At 68.7% G+C, this 21,242-nt stretch carries 16 protein-coding genes; 4 read left to right on the forward strand and 12 right to left on the reverse strand.

What is annotated here, in order from left to right; all coding sequences use genetic code 11:
* Positions 1–220 precede the first annotated feature (220 nt).
* The 6 genes from BMX29_RS00195 to BMX29_RS00220 all read right to left on the reverse strand — a co-directional run bounded on the left by BMX29_RS00195 (position 221) and on the right by BMX29_RS00220 (position 8,493).
* A complete protein-coding gene (locus BMX29_RS00195; RefSeq protein ID WP_244889110.1) occupies positions 221–1,921 on the reverse strand; it encodes a CpsD/CapB family tyrosine-protein kinase in 1,701 nt (566 codons plus the stop codon).
* 141 nt (positions 1,922–2,062) lie between these two features.
* A complete protein-coding gene (locus tag BMX29_RS00200; protein ID WP_092809448.1) occupies positions 2,063–4,165 on the reverse strand; it encodes an NAD-dependent epimerase/dehydratase family protein in 2,103 nt (700 codons plus the stop codon).
* Between the two features lie 11 nt (positions 4,166–4,176).
* Complete coding sequence (locus BMX29_RS00205) at positions 4,177–5,151, reverse strand: glycosyltransferase family 2 protein (RefSeq protein ID WP_092809450.1); 975 nt, start codon at positions 5,149–5,151, stop codon at positions 4,177–4,179.
* Positions 5,148–6,398, reverse strand: coding sequence for a glycosyltransferase family 4 protein (locus BMX29_RS00210; protein WP_092809452.1), 1,251 nt, complete (start codon positions 6,396–6,398; stop codon positions 5,148–5,150). The genes BMX29_RS00205 and BMX29_RS00210 overlap by 4 nt, the downstream gene beginning before the upstream one ends.
* Positions 6,395–7,375, reverse strand: coding sequence for an NAD-dependent epimerase/dehydratase family protein (locus tag BMX29_RS00215; protein WP_175471093.1), 981 nt, complete (start codon positions 7,373–7,375; stop codon positions 6,395–6,397). Before BMX29_RS00215 ends, BMX29_RS00210 begins: the two co-directional genes overlap by 4 nt.
* Positions 7,363–8,493 carry a Gfo/Idh/MocA family protein gene (locus tag BMX29_RS00220; protein ID WP_092809456.1) on the reverse strand — a complete coding sequence of 377 codons (1,131 nt, stop codon included), beginning with the start codon at positions 8,491–8,493 and terminating at the stop codon, positions 7,363–7,365. The genes BMX29_RS00215 and BMX29_RS00220 overlap by 13 nt, the downstream gene beginning before the upstream one ends.
* A 212-nt stretch (positions 8,494–8,705) precedes the next feature.
* Here BMX29_RS00220 and BMX29_RS00225 point away from each other — a divergent pair, with 212 nt between their 5' ends.
* The 3 genes from BMX29_RS00225 to hslU all read left to right on the forward strand — a co-directional run bounded on the left by BMX29_RS00225 (position 8,706) and on the right by hslU (position 11,467).
* Positions 8,706–9,467, forward strand: coding sequence for a WecB/TagA/CpsF family glycosyltransferase (locus tag BMX29_RS00225; RefSeq protein ID WP_092809458.1), 762 nt, complete (start codon positions 8,706–8,708; stop codon positions 9,465–9,467).
* Positions 9,468–9,530: 63 nt separating this feature from the next.
* Positions 9,531–10,088 (forward strand): ATP-dependent protease subunit HslV, encoded by a 558-nt coding sequence (gene hslV, locus BMX29_RS00230; RefSeq protein ID WP_043844792.1) that lies wholly within the window; start codon positions 9,531–9,533, stop codon positions 10,086–10,088.
* A 71-nt stretch (positions 10,089–10,159) separates the two neighbouring features.
* Positions 10,160–11,467 (forward strand): ATP-dependent protease ATPase subunit HslU, encoded by a 1,308-nt coding sequence (gene hslU, locus BMX29_RS00235; RefSeq protein WP_043844793.1) that lies wholly within the window; start codon positions 10,160–10,162, stop codon positions 11,465–11,467.
* A gap of 129 nt (positions 11,468–11,596) precedes the next feature.
* On the opposite strand, the gene BMX29_RS00240 is transcribed toward hslU, so the two are convergent.
* Positions 11,597–11,890 (reverse strand): DUF1330 domain-containing protein, encoded by a 294-nt coding sequence (locus BMX29_RS00240; RefSeq protein ID WP_092809460.1) that lies wholly within the window; start codon positions 11,888–11,890, stop codon positions 11,597–11,599.
* Positions 11,891–12,580: 690 nt separating this feature from the next.
* On the opposite strand from BMX29_RS00240, the gene BMX29_RS00245 reads away from it, so the two are divergent.
* Complete coding sequence (locus tag BMX29_RS00245; RefSeq protein WP_092809462.1) at positions 12,581–14,644, forward strand: phosphatase PAP2 family protein; 2,064 nt, start codon at positions 12,581–12,583, stop codon at positions 14,642–14,644.
* Between the two features lie 74 nt (positions 14,645–14,718).
* On the opposite strand, the gene BMX29_RS00250 is transcribed toward BMX29_RS00245, so the two are convergent.
* The 5 genes from BMX29_RS00250 to pip all read right to left on the reverse strand — a co-directional run bounded on the left by BMX29_RS00250 (position 14,719) and on the right by pip (position 21,223).
* Positions 14,719–16,272, reverse strand: coding sequence for an ABC transporter substrate-binding protein (locus BMX29_RS00250; protein WP_092809464.1), 1,554 nt, complete (start codon positions 16,270–16,272; stop codon positions 14,719–14,721).
* A gap of 69 nt (positions 16,273–16,341) precedes the next feature.
* A complete protein-coding gene (locus BMX29_RS00255; RefSeq protein WP_092809466.1) occupies positions 16,342–17,991 on the reverse strand; it encodes an ABC transporter ATP-binding protein in 1,650 nt (549 codons plus the stop codon).
* Positions 17,992–17,995: 4 nt separating this feature from the next.
* Entirely contained in the window at positions 17,996–19,168 is a 1,173-nt protein-coding gene (locus tag BMX29_RS00260) for an ABC transporter permease (RefSeq protein ID WP_092809468.1), read from the reverse strand.
* Positions 19,165–20,160 (reverse strand): ABC transporter permease, encoded by a 996-nt coding sequence (locus BMX29_RS00265; protein WP_092809470.1) that lies wholly within the window; start codon positions 20,158–20,160, stop codon positions 19,165–19,167. Before BMX29_RS00265 ends, BMX29_RS00260 begins: the two co-directional genes overlap by 4 nt.
* Positions 20,161–20,254: 94 nt before the next feature.
* Complete coding sequence (pip, locus tag BMX29_RS00270; protein WP_092809472.1) at positions 20,255–21,223, reverse strand: prolyl aminopeptidase; 969 nt, start codon at positions 21,221–21,223, stop codon at positions 20,255–20,257.
* Between the last annotated feature and the right edge of the window lie 19 nt (positions 21,224–21,242).

The raw sequence follows: 21,242 nt of genomic DNA on the forward strand, positions 1-21,242 counted from the left end.
TTGCGGTGAGACTGCTCGGAACGTCGGGGAATGGCGGCCGGCGCGGCTGTCTGCGCGGTACTCAGCCCATGCTTGTCGGCAGACGTCTTCCGCTCCGATGGTCGCGCGGTGTCAGGCGCAGGTCGGGCTTTGTCCCGATGCGTCGCGCTCGATCATGGGCGCGGGAAGTGGGGGGCGCTTTCAGACGCAGCGCATCCGGCGGCTCCGGGTGCGGCGCGTCTCAGTAAGCGTATTTCTTGCTGTTCGCGCCCTCGGCACGGTTCAGGACGATACCGAGCAGCGGCGTCTCCTCTCCCAGCCGCCGCTCGACCTCTCGGATTTCCTTCTGGTTCGTCAGTCCGCCGCCCACAACCAGCAGCACCGCGTCGAAATGCGGACGGAGCGCCAGCACATCGTCGGCGGCCAGCGCCGGGGGCAGGTCGAACAACATGACCGAGGGCTCGTAGATGGCTTCCAGTTCGTCCAGTGTCTCGGCGGTGCGGGGATCCTGGAGCAGCTCGGCGGGGTAGGGCTCTGGCGTGTCGTTGAAGCCGAAGGCGATGCCCCGCCCCGCGTTGAACCCGTTCGGGCCGAGCTTTTTCAGATGCGTCTCGGGCGCGGTGCGGCCGCGAAGCATGTCGCCGATGGCACCGCCTTCGCGCCGGCCGAATACCTTGTGCAGGGACGGACGACGAAGGTCGAGGTCCAGCACCAGCGTGCGGACATCCGATTGCCGCGACAGCGCGATTCCGAGATTGGCGGCGGTGAAGGTCTTGCCGCAGCCCTTGGTGGGCGAGGTGATCGCGACACGGCTCCAGTTGCGCTCGGCCAGCGCCTGCACGAGCCGGGTGCGAAGAACGTCGAACTGGACATGTGCCGGGTCATAACGGCTGGCGCTGACGATCCGGTTGCGGTCCAGCGCGCGCTCGTCGACCGGGATGGCCCCGAGCCGGTCCCACGCCGCGTCGCGCGGGTCGGAGTGGTCTCCGGTCCGCGCGGGGAGGATGCCGGCGGGCGTGTCGGTGAGGGACGGAAATGCCGTTGCGGCGTCCGTCGCTGTGGGATCCGTGTGCGTCAGTTCATCAACGGAGCGCGATGCCGGAGCGTCCGGTAAGTCGGGCCGGGTGCCGGATGTCTTGCCGGGCGCATAGGTCTTGCCGCGCACTTCCCTCGCCACGTCCGCCGGGGTCCGGCGCGCGGTTGCGTCGGCGGCTGACCGGGACAGGTCCGGGCCGGACAGGCCTGCGGAGGAGGTTTCGTCCTCCGACGTTTCAGCAGGTGCATCGAGCGTCGCGTGGGGGATGTTCGTTTCGGTCGCGGACGTTGGTGTGTGCCCCGAGGTTTCGGAGGTGCGTGCATCGGATTTCGCGCCGGGGAGGACCGTTGCGGGGGACTCTTCTTCTGACGTTTCAGAAGCCAGGGCATCGGACGTCGCGTAATAGAGGTTCGGCGCCGGGACGGTTGCATCATGGGTTGTCGCCGAGTCGTCCGGTGCGGCCGAAGGTGTCGGTTCCGGTGGATCTGACGCGGCCAATGCGGTTGCCTGCTCAGGAGATCGGCCTTCTTCCCGGCTGTCGCTGTCGCTGTCGCCTGAATGCGAAGTCGCGGTCACCCGATCAGTGGGCCCATCCGTCTCGATCGGTGCCGGCCGAGGGGCTTCCGGCTCCGCCAGCGCCCCTCGGTCCGGTTCATCGGGGGGAGTGTCGGGCGGACCGGACGCGCGTTCCGAGGGCGTCTCGCCAAGCGCTTTCGCTGTCGATCTGCCGGCATCCCGCACCGGATCGAAGGCCGTGTCCGCCCCGGCCTCCGCCGCGTCCGTCCCCTGCACATCGAAGCCCGTTTCCGGCCCCGTCGTGCGCGAGGGCACGCGGGCGCCGTCGTCCCAGCCGGTTGCGGCGGGGCGGTGGCGACGACGGAATTTCGGGCGGTTCGCCATGTTCATCCTGCCCATCCTCTCGGGTGCCCGGTCGGTGCGGGTCTGTCGGGATCTGCTCCGAGCCGTTTCACCACGAAACTCCGTCAGAAATGGGACCTTTTCGCGGGGATTGTAGCCCCGCGCGGCCCTCGCGCGCCGTCCCCGCGATCAGAACCCGAAGAGACCGGCCTCGTCCACCGCGCGCCGCAGGAAGGCCTCTCGGTCGGTTTCGGGCGTCCAGCCCAAGACCTCGCGGGGCTTGTCGTTGGCGAAGGGCGACAGGTGCGCGCGGCTCTTCCAGTCCCGCAGGGAGGGCCGCAGCGCGTCGCGCCGTCCCAGCGCGTGGCGCTTGAGCGCGGTCTTGACCGCGTCCGCCGCCCAGAACGCCGTGAGGTTCCCCGGCGCCACCCGGATCCGCGCGTTGAGCCGGGCGTGGATCGCGTCGAAATAGTCACGCGCGCTCAGCATCGGCGGGCCGACGAGGTTGAAGTCCTCGCCCACCGCGCCGGGATGCGCGGCCATGCGGATCAGCCCGTCCGCCACGTCGTCGTTCAGCACGAAGGGCAGGCGGTTGTCGCCCCGCCCCCAGAGTCGCACCGCACTGGCGCCGTGCCATCGCCCGATGCCCCAGTGCTGGAGCGGCCCGCCCGGACCGACCACGATGCCGGGCCGCGCGATGGTCAGGGGCAGGCCCCTCTCGCGGTGCAGCGCCATCAGCTGCGCCTCGCACTCGGCCTTGGAGCGGGCATAGAGGTTGCGATCGGTCATGTCGGCACCGAAGCCCGTGGCCTCGGTGATCGTCGCGGACGGGTCCGACATGTCGTAGCTCGCGATGGTGCCGGTATAGACCAGCCGCGCCACCCCCGCCTCGAGCGCGGCCTCGGCCACGGTCACGGCCGGGCGCACGTCTCTTTCCAGGCAGTCGTCCCAGCTGGAGCCGAGCGCCCGGGCGAGGTTGTAGACCTCGCGCACGCCGTCCATCGCCGCGACCAGCACCGCCCGGTCGGTGAGCGAGGCAGACACGGTTTCGACGCGGTCGGGCAGATCGGGGAACGGTCCGTGCCGCCCGCGCGAGAGAACCCGCACGTCGCGGCCCTGCGCCACGAGGGTCCGTACCAGAGTGCGGCCGATGAAACCGGTCCCGCCGATCACCAGCGCATCCGGTTTCGGAGCGCGCGTCCGGACGGCGGGTGCCTTGGGGGTCAGCTCTGCCGGCGACAGTTTCGCCAGCGCGTCGTCGAGGGCTTGCATGACGTGCACGGCCGCGTCGGCGGCGAAGCGGGGATCGGGCGCGGGCGTGTCGGCCCTGCCGTGGATCGCCGCGCACATGCCTCGGAAGCTGCGGGCGTAGGGGCTCTGGCGGTTGAGCGACCGGCTGTGGACAGCGGCATTGGTGACACCGGCCCGGAGATGCTGACCGGCAAGGTCGAGCTGTCGGCGCAGCGGGTTCAGGATCAGGTCAGAGGTGTTCTCGCGGTCCACGACCAGCGTGTGGGCGGCGTAGTCGAGGCGCGCCCGGCCGGAGGAGCCGCGCAGGGTTACGGCGCGGTCGTCCACCGTCTCGACCAGCGACAGCCGCAGGGTGACGTCCACGTGGCCGGCGCGGGCGAGGATGCGCATCCCCTGCGGACGTGGATCGCCGCCGGGCAACTCCACAGGGTGCGACAGCACGGTCGCCTGCACATCGAGCGGGCCGAAGAGGTCCACCGCGAAGGCGGCCAAGTGGGGGCCGATCTCGAGCAGGAGGTTCTTGGGCTCGCGCAGCGGCCAGATGCCGTAGGGACCCGACCGCAGCGGTGCGAAGGGCAGCGCCCAGCGGATGTCTGCCTCGGCGATCCGGCCGAGCGCGCCCTCGGCCACCAGCCGCTTGAGCCGCAGGTAGGACGGCAGGCCGAGGAAGTTGTGCCCCGGGTGAAACCGGACCCCCGCTGCGCGCGCGGCCTCGGCCAGCTGCCGGGCCTCGTCGGCGCTGGTGGCCACTGGCTTTTCGATCAGGGTATGCAGCCCGGCGCCGAGACATGTCAGACCGAGGTCGAGGTGCAGGTGCGGTGGCGTCAGGACGTGGACCGCGTCGCAGGCCCGCGACTCGATCAGGGTCTCGAGTGCGGAGAAGATGCGTGCGCCATGACGATCGGCCAGCGCGCGGGCGGCGTCCGCGTTCGGGTCGCAGACCGCCGTGATCTCGACCCCCGGCGTGGCGGCAAGGGCGGCGGCGTGCCAGTCGGCGATGTAGCCGGCGCCGATCAGTCCGACGCGGGTGGGGATGGGCATCTCGGGCCCTCCTACTTGTATTCGATCAGGCGCATATCGGCGCGTGTGAGCCGGCGCAGATGAAACCGCGCCATGCCGATGAGGTTCGGACCTTTCGACAGGACGAGCAGCGCGCCCATCGCCCGGGCATCACCCGGCGGCACCCCGTCGCGCAGAAGCGCGCGGGTCGAGCCGCGCCAGTTCCACGCCCAGGCGAACGGGGCGATCAGCAATGCGGCGGGATGCAGCGCCATCGCAAGGACCAGCGCGACCAGCGGCACCGCCAGTGCGTAGACCAGCGCGCGGCGGCGTTCGGTCACGAAATAGTCCGGATGGAGGTGGCCCACCTGCGCGAAGCCATGGCCGGTGCGTTCGGCCCGCCGCCACCATTGAGCGAATCGGGTCATGGCGGCGTCGTGATGCGTCATGTCCCGCGCGATCCGCTCCAGTCGCCAGCCGGCCTTGCGCAGGCGGGTGCAGAACTCGTCGTCTTCGGCGGCAATCACGGTGGCGTCGAAGCCGCCGACCGCGCGGAACGCCTCGGCCCTCACCAGCATGTCGCCGCCGCAGGCCGCGATTTCTCCCGCCGGTCGCCGCCATTCCCAGTCGCAGAGACGGTTGAGCAGGCTCGCGCCCGGATGCCTCTCGCGGCGCCAGCCGGTGACGAGGGCAAGGGACGGGTCGGCGTCCAAGTGCGCGGTCGCGACCGCGATCCAGCCCGGTACGAGGGCACAGTCGCCGTCGATGAACTGCAGGTGGTCGGGGGGCGGCTGTTGAGCCAGTGCGCGACGGGCCCCGGCATTGCGGGCGCGGGCCGCGGTGAACGGCGTTTCGGCGTCGAGAATAACCACCTCGGCCCCCGCCGCGTGCGCGGCCGCGACGCTGTCGTCGGTCGAGCCAGAGTCGACGTAGATCACGCGCCGCGCCTCACCCTGCGCTGCATCGAGTGCAGCACGCAGCCGGGCGCCCTCGTTGCGGCCGATGAGGATGAGATCGACGACGCTCATCTCGTGGGCTCCGGGCGTTTGCGGGGCGTTTCACCGTTCTCGTAGGCCCGGATCAGATGCGACAGGCGCCGTGCCTCCCGGCCGGCATCGAAGCCCGCCGCGACGGTCGCGCGGCCGGCGTCGCCCATGCGCTTTCGCGTCCCGGGATCGGCCAGCACCTCCGCGACGGCGGCGCGCAGGGCGTCGGCGTCGCCGGGCGGCACGAGGCGTCCGTGGGTGCCGTCCTCGACCAGTTCGGGGATGCCGGCGATCCGCGTGGCGATCACCGGGAGGCCCGCGGCCATGGCCTCCATCAGAACCACCGGCACGCCCTCGGCAAAGCTCGGCAGCACGAAGAGGTCGGCGGATTTCAGTGCCTCGGCAACCTCGGCCTGCCCGCGATAGCCCGCGAAGGTGCAGCGGTCGGCGATCCCCAGCCCGGTCGCGCGGGCCTCGAGAGCCGCGCGGTCGGGCCCGTCGCCGATCAGGGTCAGGTGCAGGTCAGGATGGTCTGCCGCCAGTGCCGCTACCGCCTCCAGCAGGAGAGGCACGCCCTTCGCTGCCGCCATCCGCCCGACGAAGAGCAGCCGCGCGCCGCCGCTCGTGTCACGCGGTTCTGCGTAGCGGTCCGGTTCCACGCCGCAATGGATCACGTGCAGGCGCGGCCAGTCGGCTTCTGTCGCAAAGCACATGGTTTGCGCCCGCGCATAGTCCGAGATGCAGGCCACGAACCGCGACCGGGCGGCCTTGGCGTCGATGCGCCAGTGGTCGGGCGCGAAGAAGATGTCGGGGCCGTGGATGGTGAAGCTGAAGGGAATGCCCGACAGCGTCGAGGCCAGCATGGCCACCGTGCAGGAGGCCTTTGCGATATGGTTGTGCAAGTGCGCGACGCCGTTCTCCGCGAGGTGTTGCGCCAGTACGGCGGCCTCGGCGAAGTAGATCAGCTGGTATAGATGTCCCCGCCAGCCGGGTGGCGCGGTGCGCCACGCGAGCGCCAGAGCCGCGAAGTAGCGGCGGGGTGCGCGCAGCCAGCGCAGGTGGGCGCGCAGGCTGGTGCCGGGTCGGGCCGTGGTGGCGAGAACGTGGAAGGTCGATGCCTGCTCGGCGCGCTGTTCGGGGCCGACGAGATGCTCGGGCCCCGTGCGCCGGATCGAGCAGGTCAGTACCTCGTGCCCGGCGGCGCGCAGGCCCGCCACCTCGCGCTGGACGAAGGTGTCCGACGCGCGCGGATATTCCCCGGTCAGAACGGCGACGCGTGGCAGGCTCATGTCGCCTCCGACCGGCAGGCGACGGCGATCCGGTCCTCGAAAGACCCGCGGTCGCGGTCGGGAAAGGCCGCGCGCAGGGCGTCGTTCGGCCAGCGCAGAGGCATGTAGCGGGCGCGCAGTGTCGCTGCACGCAAGAGGCCCGGGCGGCTCTCGATGCCCGACAGCGCGCGAGCGACCGGCAGCAGGGCGCGCCAGGGGGCGGACACGGCCGGGCCGCAGGCGCCGTGTGTCCGGAGAGCGCGGACCATTCCGGCCCGGTCGGGCAGCGCGTCGTCGAGCAGGTTGAGATCGCCAAGGCCGCCCGGGGGCGGCGTTTCGGCAGCGTCGAGGCAGGCGCGGGCGACGCGCTCCACGTCGACCACCGGCACCTCGCCACCTCCGCCGAGGCGGAGCGTGAGCGGCCCGAGCCGCGCTCCGAGATGTGCGGTCCAGGTGCGGCCCGGCCCGTAGATCGCGCCGGCCCGGAATAGCCACGCCTCCGTGCCCGAGCGCTTGGCCCAGGCGCACAGGTCGCGGTCCTGGCGGGCCTTCGCCGCGGCGTATGCGTCAGGCGCGGTCTCCCCGGTGACGAGCGGGGTGGCCTCGGTCACGAGGCCCGACCCGTCATCGGCGAGCGTGCTCACGTCGTAGACCGCCACGGAGCCCAGCAGGACCACGCGGGCGATCCCTGCCTCTTCGGCCGCAGCCAATAGCGCCCCTGTCGCACGGTGGGTGTCGCGGTCGTGGGCGCGCGCGTCGTTGCCCATGTGTCCGGCGGCGTGGATCAGGGCGTCGGCCCCGTGGAGCGCGCGGGCTAGGGGGGCGCCTCCCTCTGCAAGGTCGAGGCGATGCACCTCCCCCTCGGTCGCGCCCTTCGGTACTGCGCCGCGCCGCAGGATCGCGCGCACAGACAGGCCGCGTCGCTGCGCTTCGCGCACGATTCGCTTGCCTATGAATCCGCCGGCGCCGGTGATCGCGATGGTCCTCACCGCGCCCACGGCATCGGCTCCATCGGAGGGCAGGTCACCTGCATGGTTTGGGCGCCCGAATGCTCTCCGGCGTTCTGGATCGCCAGCGTCACCTCGGTCAGGTGCACCGCGAAGGTCCCGGAAAGGCGGCTTTGGCGGCCCTCGCGGACGGCGTCGAGCATCTCGACGGGGCCAAGGAGGAAATCCATCGCCGCCGCGCCCCAGCGTTTCACCTTCGGAGGCGTGGGGCCGGTCAGGCGGATGCGGCGGGGCAGGGGCCATTCCATGAGGCGTCGCCGCACCGTCACACGCCGGGCGAAGCGCACCGGTGCCCCGTTGTCCCACGCGGCGTTGCAGCTCAGGACTCCCGCATCCCCGATCACGCGGATGCGGTGATCGTGCGGCGCGACGATGGAGCAGGTCAGCCGCGCGACCATGCCGGTGTGGAAGAACAGCGTCGCGACGGAGAGATCGGGTGCCATCGGACCGGCGCCGGTCTTGTCGGGCACGGTCTCGGCCGAGGCCGCCACGACCGTGCGGACCGATCCGAACCACGCGATCAGCCACGCGAGGTAGTAGCCCGCGTGTTCCAGCGTGCAGCCCGTGCGGAACTCGTCCTCGAAGGGCCAGGGCGCGCCGCTTTCCGAGATCCACTTGCGGTAGGCCGCTTGCGACACGAAGCCGTCGTCGAGCTCGGCGTAGATGGCACGCGGCGTACCGGCGATGCCGGAGCGCAGCGCGTGGCCCAGCGTCTGAGCCGCCTCTCCCAGCACCGAGCAGGGGGCCGACCCGAGTTGCAGGCCCTTCTCGCGCGCTGTCTCCGCCAGCTCGATCGCGTCCTCCACGCGAAGGGCCAGCGGTTTTTCGCAGTAGACGTGGTGCCCGGCGGCGAGGCAGGCGGCGTTGATCTCGAAGTGCGCGGACGGATTGGTGAGGTTCAGGACCAGCCCCTCCGGCGGAAGGGCCGCGAGCATCGCGTCGAGGCCGGAGGCCGCGGGCACGTTCCAGTGGGCGGAAAAGGCGGCCAGCCGGTCGGCGTCGCGATCCCACACGGCGGCAACGCGCAGGCCCGGATGCAGTCGAAGCGAGCGCATGTAGAGGTCGGCCACGAAGCCGCAGCCGACAAGACAGATCGTGCCTTCGGTCATCTTTGCCCCATTTCGGGAGCGATGTGGCCCGGTCCGACCATGCTTGAGGTGCCTCGATTCGGGGTTCGAACGCCTGCTCGTCGGCAAGACCATGAAAACGTGGCTTCAATAGGACCGGAAGGGGTCGCGGGACAGCCCAGAAAACGACACATTTTCCGCGCGATGTGATAGCGGGTGTGCGGGGCGGCAAAGCGGGCCGACCGGAGAGACGCATGGAATTTCATACCGGGGACGGAGCGGTGCGGGTGAACGTGCCGGATCTCGCCGCGCTCGAACGGGCGGTGGCGGAGCGGATCGACGCGCGGGCAGGCTTTGCCGTGGCCACGCTGAACCTCGATCACCTCGTCAAGCTGCGGTCGGATCAGGGCTTTCGCGCGGCCTATGCGGCCCATGACCTTGTCACCGCGGACGGCAACCCGATCGTGTGGCTGTCGCGCATGGCGGGGCGGCGGGTGTCGCTGGTGCCGGGCTCGGACGCGATCCTACCGCTCGTGCACGTCGCCGCGGCGGCCGGCGCGCCCGTGGGCTTCGTCGGCACCACCGCGCCGGCGCTGGACAGCGCGGCGGACTACCTCGAGCGACGGGTGCCTGGCCTGCAAGTGGCGGCGCGGATCGCGCCCGCGATGGGTTTCGACCCCGAGGGGGACGCCGCGGACGCGGTGCTCGACGCGCTCGAGGATGCCGGGGTGCGGCTGGCCTTCGTGGCCCTCGGCGCCCCCAAGCAGGAGAGGTTCGCGGCGCACGGCCGGCGCCGCCTGCCGGGAATGGGCTTCGCGTCCATCGGTGCGGGGCTCGACTTCTTCGCGGGAACGCAGGTTCGCGCCCCGGTTCCGGTGCGCGCCGCGGCGATGGAATGGGCCTGGCGCGCGTTGGGTGATCCGCGCCGTCTCGGCCCGCGATACGCGGCCTGCGCGGCGATCCTGCCGGGGCTCGTGACAGAGGCGATCGAGATGCGCAGACGCTCCGAACCCTAGTCGCGGCTTGGCCTTCCCGTCCGGAACCCCCATATGCGGCGCCAGACCAGAAGGAAGGACGCCATGAGCGAAGATACATTCCCGGGCTGGCACGGCACCACGATCGTGGGCGTGAAGAAGGACGGCCGCGTCGTCGTCGCCGGCGACGGACAGGTCAGCCTCGGGCCGACCGTCATCAAGGGCACGGCCCGCAAGGTGCGGCGGCTGTCGCCCGGAGGTTCGGACATCGTGGCAGGCTTCGCCGGCTCGACCGCCGACGCCTTCGCGCTGCTGGAACGGTTGGAGACCAAGCTGGAAGCGACCCCGGGCCAGTTGCAGCGCGCGTGCGTCGAGCTGGCCAAGGACTGGCGCACCGACAAGTACCTGCAGAAGCTCGAGGCGATGCTGATCGTGACCGACGGTGCCGAACTCTACGTCGTCACCGGTGCGGGCGACGTGCTCGAGCCGGAGGACAACGTGGCCGCCATCGGCTCGGGCGGGAACTACGCGCTCGCCGCCGCGCGGGCGATGATGGACACCGATCGGGACGCCGAGGCCATCGCCCGCCGCGCGATGGAGATCGCCGCGTCGATCTGCGTCTACACCAACGGAAATCTCACGGTCGAGACGCTGGACGCCTGACCGCCGGGCCGGCGCCGCCGCTGCGACACGCCGCGCGCGCCCCGGCCCGACTGCACGAAAGGACATCGAAGATGACCGACCTCACCCCGCGCGAGATCGTATCGGAACTGGACCGCTTCATCATCGGCCAGAACGACGCCAAGCGCGCCGTGGCGGTGGCGCTGCGCAACCGCTGGCGGCGCAAGCAGCTCTCCGACGACATCCGCGATGAAGTCTATCCCAAGAACATCCTGATGATCGGCCCCACCGGCGTCGGCAAGACCGAGATCAGCCGGCGTCTGGCCAAGCTGGCGCACGCGCCGTTCACCAAGGTCGAGGCCACCAAGTTCACCGAGGTGGGCTATGTCGGCCGTGACGTGGAGCAGATCGTGCGCGACCTCATGGACGCGGCGATGACCATGACCCGCGAGCGGATGCGCGAGGACGTGAAGGCCACCGCCCACGCCGCCGCCGAGGACCGCGTGATCGCCGCCATCGCCGGCGAGGACGCCCGCGAGAGCACGCGCGAGATGTTCCGCAAGAAGCTGAAGGCCGGCGAGCTCGACGACACGATGATCGACCTCGACGTGAAGGAGACCGCCTCGCCGTTCCCGGCGATGGAGATCCCCGGCCAGCCCGGGCAGGGCATGGGCGGCATGAACCTCGGCGATATCTTCGGCAAGGCGTTCGGCGGGCGCACCACGCGCAAGCGTATGACTGTCGCCGACAGCTACGAGACCCTGATCCAGGAAGAGGCGGACAAGCTTCTCGATGACGAGGCGGTCAAGATTTCCGCTCTCGATGCGGTCGAGCAGAACGGCATCGTCTTCCTCGACGAGATCGACAAGGTCTGCGCCAAGTCCGACGCGCGCGGCGGTGACGTGAGCCGCGAGGGCGTGCAGCGCGACCTGCTGCCGCTGATCGAGGGGACGACCGTCAGCACCAAGCACGGCCCGGTGCGCACCGACCACATCCTGTTCATCGCCTCGGGCGCGTTCCACGTAGCCAAGCCGTCGGACCTGCTGCCCGAACTTCAGGGCCGTCTGCCGATCCGGGTGAACCTGCGCGCGCTCAGCGAAGAGGACTTCGTCCGCATCCTGACCGAGACCGACAACGCGCTGACGCGGCAGTACACGGCGCTGATGGCCACCGAGAAGGTCGAGGTCAGCTTCACGGAGGGCGGCATCAAGGCGCTGGCCCGCATCGCGGCGGAGGTGAACGCCTCGGTCGAGAACATCGGCGCTCGCCGGCTCTACACGGTGATGGAGCGGGTCTTCGAGGAGTTGTCCTTCATCGCGCCCGACAAGGCCGGAGAGACCGTGGAGGTGGACGAGGCCTTCGTCGAGAAGCACCTCGGCGATCTCAGCCGGTCCACCGATCTCAGCCGCTACGTGCTGTAAGCGGGGCCGGACTCCCCGGGGTGTTCGCCAGGCGCGGCATCCGACGTGTTCTGGAGATCAACGCCCTCGCAGCAATCTGCGGGGGCGTTTTCATCCCGGATCAGCCCGAAGGGCGGCCGGAACGAAAGTCTAGCCCAATCCATCAACGACAATCGAGTTCAGGCTCGAGCCGGAACGCCGCAGGACTGCGAGCGTCTGGAACTCATCGGAATTCCAGAATGACAGCGCGTGCTCACGGTCGGGGAACTCGATGATGAAGGCCGCGTCCGGCAAAGGGTCGTCACCTTCCAGACGTGCGGGTTCGCCGCCACGAACCCGGAACGCCCCCTTATGCCGCGCTACGAGGTCGGGGATCCGCGAGAAGTATTCATCCATCCAGTCACGGCTTTGAATTGTCATCTGGCCGATGATGAATGCTGGCATTCGAACCTCTCCCTCGTGGACGGGTCTTGGTTCTCGCAGCGTAGGGGGCACCCATTCGCCCGGCAACACAGGCGAACCGAGCGTTGCTCTTTCCGCGCGACGCGCGGTGCGGTCGCAAAATGTGGAAGCGGCATCTGCGTGGTCCGAGGCTTCGCGAGCATCCAAACGTTCGATGAGGGGGTCTAGGGGGTCTTCTTGATCGCCGGGATGTGTCGCTGTCTCCGACGTTTTCGTCCATTACTCCGCGCGGTCGCAGTTCGCGGTTCCGGGGGTGATCCGCAGGCGCGCCGCGCTTTTCGGGCTCAACCGTAACGCTGAGGTCCGCGCGGACCCCGAGAAGGGAGCCTCTGGGGCCGATCAACTGACAGGGGAACAGACGACAACAGGTCTGGTGTCGGATCTTAGCGCTGTTTCTCATCCAATGGTGTTTTGTGCTGGCCTGTCCACGGGCGGGGCCATTCACGCAGGGTCTTGTAAAGCATTCCAGTTCAGTCGGTTACCAGGCCCTCGGTCGTGCTTGTGCGCCTCGCCTGCGAGCCAAAGGCAGGTGCCGGACCCGTTTCGGATCGCCCCCGTGATCGTGACACGCACTGGTGGAATGTCTTACTTGATGCACACGCTGACCTTGCGTCATCCTGCTGTCACTGCCTTTGACCGATCCGAATTCATTTTAATGCAGGAGACTTTCCCATGCTTGATAAGCACCCCGCACCGAGACAGCCCGCCCGCAGTGCCGGACCGGTTCAGCCGCCCCTTCCGCCCAATCGCCAGCAGGACGCCAGCGACCGTCGTGCCAAGGCCAGCGCGCTGCACGGGACAACGGCATTCGTCGCGCCCGAAGTGAACGGCGACGAGGTCACTCCCTACCTGTTCAGCTTTACCAAGGGCCTGCGGCATTCACGCCAAGGCATCGTCGAGGATCCCGCCCATTTCGAAACGTTCCGCTCCGGAACGGCATCGCCGGACCCGGGCGTGTTCGGGACCGTGCCGATCAACACCGATCCCACGGTGTTCGAAACCCCGGCGCCCGCGGGACTCGCCGGGCCGATCCGCAAGTGGGAAAGCCCGACCGCGGGCCATGCCTTCGTGCTTCAGGGCCCCGATCCGATGTCCATCGGAATGCCGCGTGCACCTGCCGCGCGCAGCGCCGAGCTCGCCGCCGAGATGGCCGAGGTCTACCAGATGGCCCTCTTGCGGGATTACCCGGTCGCCGCCTTCATGGACGAGGACCTCGTCGCCGCGCTCGACGATCCGTTCGCGTCGCAGGCGCTTTCGGACGTCTCCGACGCGGCGTCGCGGCTCGCTGGCCTGCGCTGGTTCTGCGGCGAGGCCGAAGACAACGATATCGACGATGCCGAGAAGCGCACCCGTCGGCGCTTCGGCCAGACCCAGACACCCCGCAACATGTTCCGTGGCATCGGCGAGGGCACCCATGACGGCCCGTTCGTGTCGCAGTTCATGGTCGTCGGTTCCAAGTCGGGCGGCGGCGAGGGCCGCCAGAGCGGTCACATCCGCTACGGAAACCAGCGCGTGCCGCAGACTGTGCGTATGGCGCGCCCCGGGCGTGACTTCATGACCTCGTGGAACGACTGGCTGGACGTTCAGAACGGCTACAACGCGCGTCACGGGCTGGAGCTTGCCGGGCACGATGCCGAATACCTCGGCGACACGCACCGGCCGCTGACCACGCTGCGGGATCTCGCGACCTACGTGCATGATGACGCGCTCTATCAGGCATATCTGAACGCGGCGCTGATCCTGCTGTCGGAGGGCGCGGCCGTGGACCGCGGCATCCCCTACCACGGCGGGGCGACGCGGACCTTCGGCGGCAACCAGGCGCCTTTCGCGATCTTCGGCGGGCCGCACCTGCTGACGCTCGTGACCGAGGTTTCGAGCCGAGCGCTGAGGGCGGTCCGGGCGGCCAAGTTCTCGGTCCACCGGCGCTGCCGTCCCGAGGTCCTCGCGGCGCGCTTCCACACGGTGTTCTCGGGCTACGATCCCAGCGGCACCGGCGCCTACGACGACGGCAATCCGCACGAACAGGCCGCCCGGCAGATGCTGTCGGACGACATCGCCTCCTACACGCACCCCACGGACGAGGACCCGCAAGAGCCGTCGCTCTACGACATCCTCTCCGACATTCGGGCGCACAACGCGGCCCAGAACGGCGCGGACGCGGCGCCAAGCTGGCTTCTGCCGATGGCCTTCCCCGAAGGCTCGCCAATGCACCCGGCCTACGGTGCGGGCCATGCCACGGTGGCGGGCGCCTGCGTGACGGTGCTCAAGGCCTTCTTCGAGATGGGCGACTACGGCAGCCGGACGCTTTTCGTGGACCCGGCGGCCGACGCGCCGGACGCGCGCAAGGCCTACGTGCCGGTGAGCGCGGGCCCCGACGATCCCGGCGGATTCCTCAAGGCGCTCGACGTGCCGGGCGGACTGACCCTTGTCGGGGAGCTGAACAAGCTGGCGTGGAACATCTCCAACGCGCGCAACATCGCCGGGGTGCACTACTACACCGACTACATCGAGTCGCTGCTGCTGGGCGAGGCGATCACCATCGGCATCCTGCGCGAGCAGATGTGCACCTACGACATGCGCGAGCAGGTCGAGATGACGCTGCCGCTCTTCGTGGAGCGCACGCTGCCGGACATACTGCTGACCGGCCCGGACGGCACGGCCTCATCGATCCAGCCGGGGGAACTGGTGAAGGAAATACGGATCCTGAGCGACGGCCGGATCGAGAAGGTGCACTGACGCAGCCTTAACCCGGAACGGAAAACGCCCCGCACATGCGGGGCGTTTTTTAATGTGTCGGGGATTGGGGCCGATCAGGCCTGCCACCACCGCTCCGCGAGGCGCGAGTTGTCCATCTGCCAGAGATTGCCGATGGTCTCGGGTGTGGCGATCTTGTTCGACACGGCCTGCACCCAGTTCGCGAACATCGGGATCACGACCCCGCCGTCGTCACGCAGGATGCGCTGCATCTCGCCGTACATGTCGGCGCGCTTGGCCGAGTCGAGTTCGGCGCGGGCCTCGAGCAGCAGGCTCTGGAAGCGCTCGCTGTTCTCGGCGCCCCACTGGCTGTCGTTCCACGCCACGCCTTCCTGGTAGGCGGACGAGAACATCCAGTCCTCGGTCGCGCGGCCGGACCAGTAGCTGGCGCACCACGGCTTCTTGATCCAGACGTTCGACCAGTAGCCGTCCGCGGGCTCCTGAACGACGTTGATGTTGATGCCGGCCGCGGCTGCGGAGGCCTGATAGAGCTGGGCCGCATCGACCGCGCCCTCGAACGCCGCGGACGAGGCCGACAGGTCGATCGACAGCGACTCCATGCCCGCCTGCTTGAGGTGGTACTTGGCCTGGTCGGGATCGTAGGGGATCGGCTCGAGCTGGGCCATGTACTGGTTCGCGGGGCCGATCGGGCTGTCGTTCGCCACCTGGCCATGACCGAAGAGAATCTTCTCGACCATCTCCTCGCGATTGATGCCGAACTTGAGGGCGCGGCGCACGTTCACATCGTCGAAAGGCGCGACGTTCGTGAGCATCGGGAAGGTGTAGTGCTGGTTGCCAGTCACCTCCTGGATGCGTGTGCCCGGGTTCTGGCGCAGCAGTTGCTCGGTCTTGAAGTCGATGCGGTTGATCGCATCGACCTGTCCGGTCAGCAGCGCGTTCATGCGCGCGGTGTTGTCGTTGATCGCGATGAACTCGATCTCGTCGAACCAGCCGGCCTGGCCGTCCTTGTAGTGGCTGTCGACGCGCTGGCCGACCCAGCGCACGCCGGGGTCTAGGCTGACGTTCTTGTAGAGACCGGTGCCGATGCCCTGTGCGATGGCTTCCTCGATCTGGCCCGCGGGATAGATCAGCAGGTGATAGTCCGACATCAGATAGGGGAAGTCGGCATTTCCCGCGTCCAGAACGAACTGGACCTGGTGCTCGCCCAGCTTCTTCATCTCGACGATGGGCTCGACCAGCGGCGCGGCGCCGGACTTGGCGCCCTCGGCCACGTGCATCTGCAGCGACTCGATCACGTCGTCGGCGCCGAAGCTCTTGCCGTTGTGGAAGGTCACGCCCTGGCGCAGATTGAAGGTCCAGGTCTTGGCATCCGACGAGGCTTCCCAGTCGGTGGCCAGCTCGCCCACGAGGCTGCCGTCGGCGGCGACCTCGGTCAGGCTGTCGAACACGGCGCCCTGCGCGGCCGAGATGATGAAGACGTCCGAATGCGTCCGGCCGTCCCAGCTGTCCGAAGTGTTGGCGCCCGAGAGGCCCACGACCATGCGGCCGCCGCGCTTGGCTTCCTGCGCGCGCAGCGGCAGGCCGGTGGCTGCCAGCACACCGGCGGCGGCGCCGGTCTGCAGAAGGCCGCGTCTGGAAATCGTTCTCATCGTCTTGCACTCCCTGGTTCTTGGTGCGGGGCGCATGGCCCCGCGCAGTCCGTCATGTCGGCGGGCCGGTCAGCCCATCTTGTCCACCGCCGCGTCGCCGATGTTCTCGCGCCCGCGTTCATCGAGCAGGCGGTTGAGCCAGTCGGGGTCCATCTCGGGGACCGAGCTGAGCAGCAGGTCGGTGTAGGGGTGATGCGGGGGGGTGAACATCTCAGTTTTCGGCCCCTGCTCCACGACCTCTCCGTCCTTCATCACCACCACCTCGTCGGCGATGGCGCGCACTGTGGCGAGGTCATGTGTAATGAACATGTATGACAGTTTGCGCTCATCCTGAAGCCGTGCCAACAGCTTGAGGATGCTCTCCGCGACAAGTTGATCGAGCGCCGAGGTGACCTCGTCGCAGATGATGAAGCGCGGTTCGGCGGCCAGCGCGCGGGCGATGCCGATGCGCTGTTTCTGTCCGCCCGAGAGCTCCGAGGGCAGGCGGTCGATGTACTCCGACGCCGGCAGTTCCACCTCGTCGAGCAGCTTCTCGACCTCGCGGCGGCGGGCGCGGCCCTTGATGTCCCGGTAGAACTCGATCGGCCGGCCGAGGATCTGGCCGATGGTCTTGCGCGGGTTCAGCGCGGTGTCGGCCATCTGGTAGATCATCTGCACCTGGCGCAGCTGTTCCTTGCTGCGCTTGCGGTAGTCGAGCGGCAGGTCCCGCCCGTCGAGCCGGATCACGCCGTTCGTCGGCGGCAGGAGGCCCGTGATGCAGCGCGCGGCGGTGGACTTGCCCGAGCCGCTTTCACCAACCACGGCGACGGTGCGGGCCTCGTGGATGTCGAAGCTGACATCGTGCAGCACCTGTGTCTTGCCGTAGGAGGCGTCGATGCCCGAAACCGAGATGACCGGCACCGCGTCGGCGGTCGGCGCGGGCTTGGCCGGACGCTCGAAGCTGCGGACCGCCCAGAGCGACCTGGTGTAGTCCTCCTGCGGGGTGTCGAGCATCTCGCGCGTGGAGGCCTCCTCGACTTCGTCGCCACGGAACAGCACCTTGATGCGGTCGGCCATCTGGGCGACCACCGCGAGATCGTGGGTGATGTAGATCGCCGCGGTGCCGAACTGCTCGACGATGTCGCGGATCGCGGTCAGCACCTCGATCTGGGTGGTCACGTCGAGCGCGGTGGTCGGCTCGTCGAAGATGATGAGGTCGGGACGGCAGGACATGGCCATTGCCGTCATCGCCCGCTGCAACTGGCCGCCCGACACCTGGTGCGGGAAGCGGAAGCCGATCTCCTCGGGGTTCGGGAGGCGAAGCTTGGCGTAAAGCTCCATCGCGTCCGCTTCGCTCTCTTTCCTGGACATGACGTCGTGGCGGACGGGGGCCTCGGTGTGCTGATCGATCAGCTTGTGCGCGGGGTTGAAGCTCGCCGCAGCGGACTGGGCGACGTAGGCGATGCGCTTGCCGAGAAGGCGGCGCTTGACGCTCATCCGGGCGTTCACGAGGTCGATGCCGTCGAACTCGACGGAGCCGTCGGAGATGCGCACGCCGTCGCGGGTGAAGCCCATCGCCGCGAGTCCGATGGTCGACTTGCCCGCGCCGCTTTCGCCGATCAGGCCCAGCACTTCGCCCTTGTGCAGGTCGAGGTCCACGCCGTTGACGATCTGGGTCCATTCCTCGTCGGACCGGCCTTCGAGCGTCAGGTTTCGGATCTTCAGCAGCGGCTCTGCCATGATGTCAGTCCTTCAGCCCCGAAGAGCGGTGCAGCATCCAGTCCACCACGAAGTTCACCGCCACGGTCAGCAGCGCGATCGCCCCGGCCGCCATCAGAGGCAGCGCGGCCGCGAGCGGCGAGAAGGCGGCGAAGTTGATGAACTGCGCGAGGTCGCGGACCATCGTGCCCCAGTCGGCCAGGGGCGGCTGGATGCCCACGCCGAGGAACGACAGCGCCGCGATGGTCAGGAACACGAAGCAGAAGCGCAGCCCGAACTCGGCCAGAAGCGGCGCGGTGGCGTTGGGCAGCACTTCCTTGAAGATCAGGTAGCCCAGACCCTCGCCGCGCAGCTTGGCGGCCTCGATGTAGTCCATCACCACGATGTTCTGGCCCACGGCGCGCGCCAGCCGGAACACGCGGGTAGAGTCGATCACGGCGATGATGAACACCATGTATAGCGTGAGCTGCCATTGCTGGCTTCCGGCCCACGCGCTGGCGATGGTCATCAGCAGGAGCGCGAAGATCAGGGACGGGATCGCCATCAGCACGTCCACGAGCCGCGCGAGGATGTTGTCGAACCAGCCGCCGATGATGGCCGCGAGAAACCCGAGCGACCCGCCGAGGAAGAACGCGATGCAGGTGGTCGCAAAGGCGATGCCCACGGTGTTCTGCGCCCCGTAGATCAGCCGCGAGAGCAGGTCGCGGCCGATCTGGTCGGTGCCCAGCGGATGCGCCGGATCGCCCCCGGTTGCGGGGTTGCCGCCGGGCAGCATGTTCACCGTGCCCACCACCTCTGACTGTCCATAGGGCGCAAGCACCGGCGCGAAGATCGCGAGGATCGCGTAGACGAGGATCGCGAGGATGCCGAAGGACGCCGTCAGCGGCATCTGCCGGAACGCCTTGCGGGTCACGCCGGGGCCGACATGCCGCCCCACGAGGCGGAACAGGAATGCCGCGATCGCCGCCGCGACGAAGAACTGCACCGCCCAGCGGAAGAACACCGCGCCGGGCTGGAACCACAGCCAGAGGCCACCTGCCACGGCCGCGACGGCGACCATGTAGCCGAAGGCCACGGTGAACGGCATGTCGCGGAAATAGGGGCGGTTTTTCGTGACGGCCGTCCCCGCCGCGCGGAACGCCCACGCTGCCGCCAGAAGTCCCGCAAGGATCAGGAATGCCCAGAGCCATCCGCTCATTTCGGGTGCCTCACGCGCGGGTTGGACAGGATCGACAGGATGTCGGCCAAGAGGTTCAGCAGGATGTAGGCGGCCGCGAAGATCAGGCAGCAGGCCTGCACCACGGGGATGTCGCGGATCTTCACGCTGTCCACGAAGAGCTGGCCGATGCCGGGATAGACGAAGACGACCTCCACGACGACGACGCCGGTGATCAGATAGGCGAGGTTCAGCGCCACCACGTTGATGATCGGCGCCAGCGCGTTCGGCAGCGCGTGGCGAACGATCACGTGCATGGGCTTCATGCCCTTGAGGCGGGCCATCTCGATGTAGGGGCTGGCCAACAGGTTGATGATCGCCGCGCGGGTCATCCGCATCATGTGCGCCGTGACCACTAGCGTCAGTGTCAGGGCGGGCAGGAGCGTGCGCTGCAACCGCTCGCCCAGCCCCATGCCGTCATAGATGTTCGACAGCGACGGCAGCCACGGGTTCAGCACCGCGAGAAACAGGATCAGCACGTAGGCGAGGAAGAACTCCGGCGAGCTGATCGAGGTCAGCGCGAAGATATTGGTGCCCTTGTCGAAGGCGGTGTCGCGGTAGAGCGCGGCAAGGATACCGAGCCCGACCGCGAAGGGCACCGCGATCAGCGCGGTGACACCGGCGAGGAACATCGTGTTCTCGAACCGCGGCGCGATCTGCTGCATCACCGTGGTGCCGCGCGCCGCGCCTTCGCCCACGAAGCTCGCGAAGTTGGCCTGCGCGAACGAGGTGCCGAGATCGCCCTGCACCGCGCCTGCAAGCCAGTCGAAGTATCGCAGGACCACCGGCTGATCGAGACCGAGGTCGCGGCGGATCGACTCGACCGCCTCGGGCGTCGCGCCTTGGCCGAGGATCACCTGCGCGAAGTCGCCGGGCAACAGGTTCACCGCCGCGAAGATCACGACGGAAACGACGAAGAGTGTGAGGATCCCGAGCGCGAGCCGTTGCAGGATTATTGTGAGAACGTTGGACACGAACCGGGCTTATTGTGCTTTCGGAGTGGCGCGTAACTTACCCCAATACCGTGCCGTGTAAAGCAGGACGGCGCGTCCCGACATCAAAGCGTCGCTATTGGGCGATTTCGTCCATCGCCCGGACAAGCTCGGCGCTGACGCCCGGCTCGGACAGCGCGTGCCCGGCATTTCGGATCATCCGCAGGTCGCCCGCGGGCCAGGCCTGGGCGAGGTTCCACGCCCGCACCGGGGGGCAGATCATGTCGTAGCGGCCCTGTACGATGACGCCGGGAATGTCGGCGATGCGGTCGGCGTGCTTGAGGATCCAGCCGTCCTGGTCGAGAAAGCCGCGATGGGTGAAGTAGTGGTTCTCGAGCCGTGCGAAGGCGCGCGCGTAGTCGCCCGGCGCCTCGCCGCCCTGACCGCTGGAATGGACCGAGGCAAGCGCGTTTTCCCAAGACGACCACGCGCGGGCGAACTTTGTCTCGATCCGCATGTCGCCCGAGAACAGCCGCCGGTGATAGGCCGCGATGAAGTCGTCGCGCTCGTCCTCGGGCACGAGGTCGGTGAACCGCGCCCAGGTCTCGGGCCAGAACATCCCCGCGCCGCCGCCGTAGAACCAGTCGAGCTCGGCCTGCGTCATCAGGAACACGCCGCGCAGGACGAGGTGGGTCACCGCCTCGGGATGGCTGATCGCGTAGATCAGCGCCAGCGTCGCACCCCAGGAGCCGCCGAAGACGATCGACGGGCCGAGGCCCAGTTCGGCGCGGATGCGCTCGATGTCGTCGACGAGATGCCAGGTGGTGTTGTGCTCGACGCTTGCATGAGGACGCGAGCGCCCGCAGCCGCGCTGATCGAACAGGATCACGCGATATACCTTGGGATCGAAATAGCGGCGCATGGCCGGCGAGCAGCCGCCGCCCGGACCGCCGTGCAGCACGATGACCGGACGCCCCCGTGGATTGCCGCATTGTTCGACATAGATCGTGTGGCCGTCGCCCACGTCCAGCATCCGCTGGTCGAACGGGTCGACGGGAGGGTAGAGGTATTGCACAGCGCGCTTTTGACCGAGGTCTCTGTCCATGCCCAAGCTATATGAGAAA

The organism is Roseivivax marinus, from assembly GCF_900109705.1.
GTDB lineage: Bacteria > Pseudomonadota > Alphaproteobacteria > Rhodobacterales > Rhodobacteraceae > Roseivivax > Roseivivax marinus.

Coding starts and splice junctions, on each gene's coding strand:
- BMX29_RS00210 (WP_092809452.1), bottom strand. CDS start 6,398: ATGAGCCTGCCACGCGTCGCCGTTCTGACCGGGGAATATCCGCGCGCG.
- BMX29_RS00220 (WP_092809456.1), bottom strand. CDS start 8,493: ATGACCGAAGGCACGATCTGTCTTGTCGGCTGCGGCTTCGTGGCCGAC.
- BMX29_RS00195 (WP_244889110.1), bottom strand. CDS start 1,921: ATGAACATGGCGAACCGCCCGAAATTCCGTCGTCGCCACCGCCCCGCC.
- BMX29_RS00245 (WP_092809462.1), top strand. CDS start 12,581: ATGCTTGATAAGCACCCCGCACCGAGACAGCCCGCCCGCAGTGCCGGA.
- BMX29_RS00200 (WP_092809448.1), bottom strand. CDS start 4,165: ATGCCCATCCCCACCCGCGTCGGACTGATCGGCGCCGGCTACATCGCC.
- BMX29_RS00240 (WP_092809460.1), bottom strand. CDS start 11,890: ATGCCAGCATTCATCATCGGCCAGATGACAATTCAAAGCCGTGACTGG.
- hslV (WP_043844792.1), top strand. CDS start 9,531: ATGAGCGAAGATACATTCCCGGGCTGGCACGGCACCACGATCGTGGGC.
- pip (WP_092809472.1), bottom strand. CDS start 21,223: ATGGACAGAGACCTCGGTCAAAAGCGCGCTGTGCAATACCTCTACCCT.
- BMX29_RS00225 (WP_092809458.1), top strand. CDS start 8,706: ATGGAATTTCATACCGGGGACGGAGCGGTGCGGGTGAACGTGCCGGAT.
- BMX29_RS00250 (WP_092809464.1), bottom strand. CDS start 16,272: ATGAGAACGATTTCCAGACGCGGCCTTCTGCAGACCGGCGCCGCCGCC.
- BMX29_RS00205 (WP_092809450.1), bottom strand. CDS start 5,151: ATGAGCGTCGTCGATCTCATCCTCATCGGCCGCAACGAGGGCGCCCGG.
- hslU (WP_043844793.1), top strand. CDS start 10,160: ATGACCGACCTCACCCCGCGCGAGATCGTATCGGAACTGGACCGCTTC.
- BMX29_RS00260 (WP_092809468.1), bottom strand. CDS start 19,168: ATGAGCGGATGGCTCTGGGCATTCCTGATCCTTGCGGGACTTCTGGCG.
- BMX29_RS00255 (WP_092809466.1), bottom strand. CDS start 17,991: ATGGCAGAGCCGCTGCTGAAGATCCGAAACCTGACGCTCGAAGGCCGG.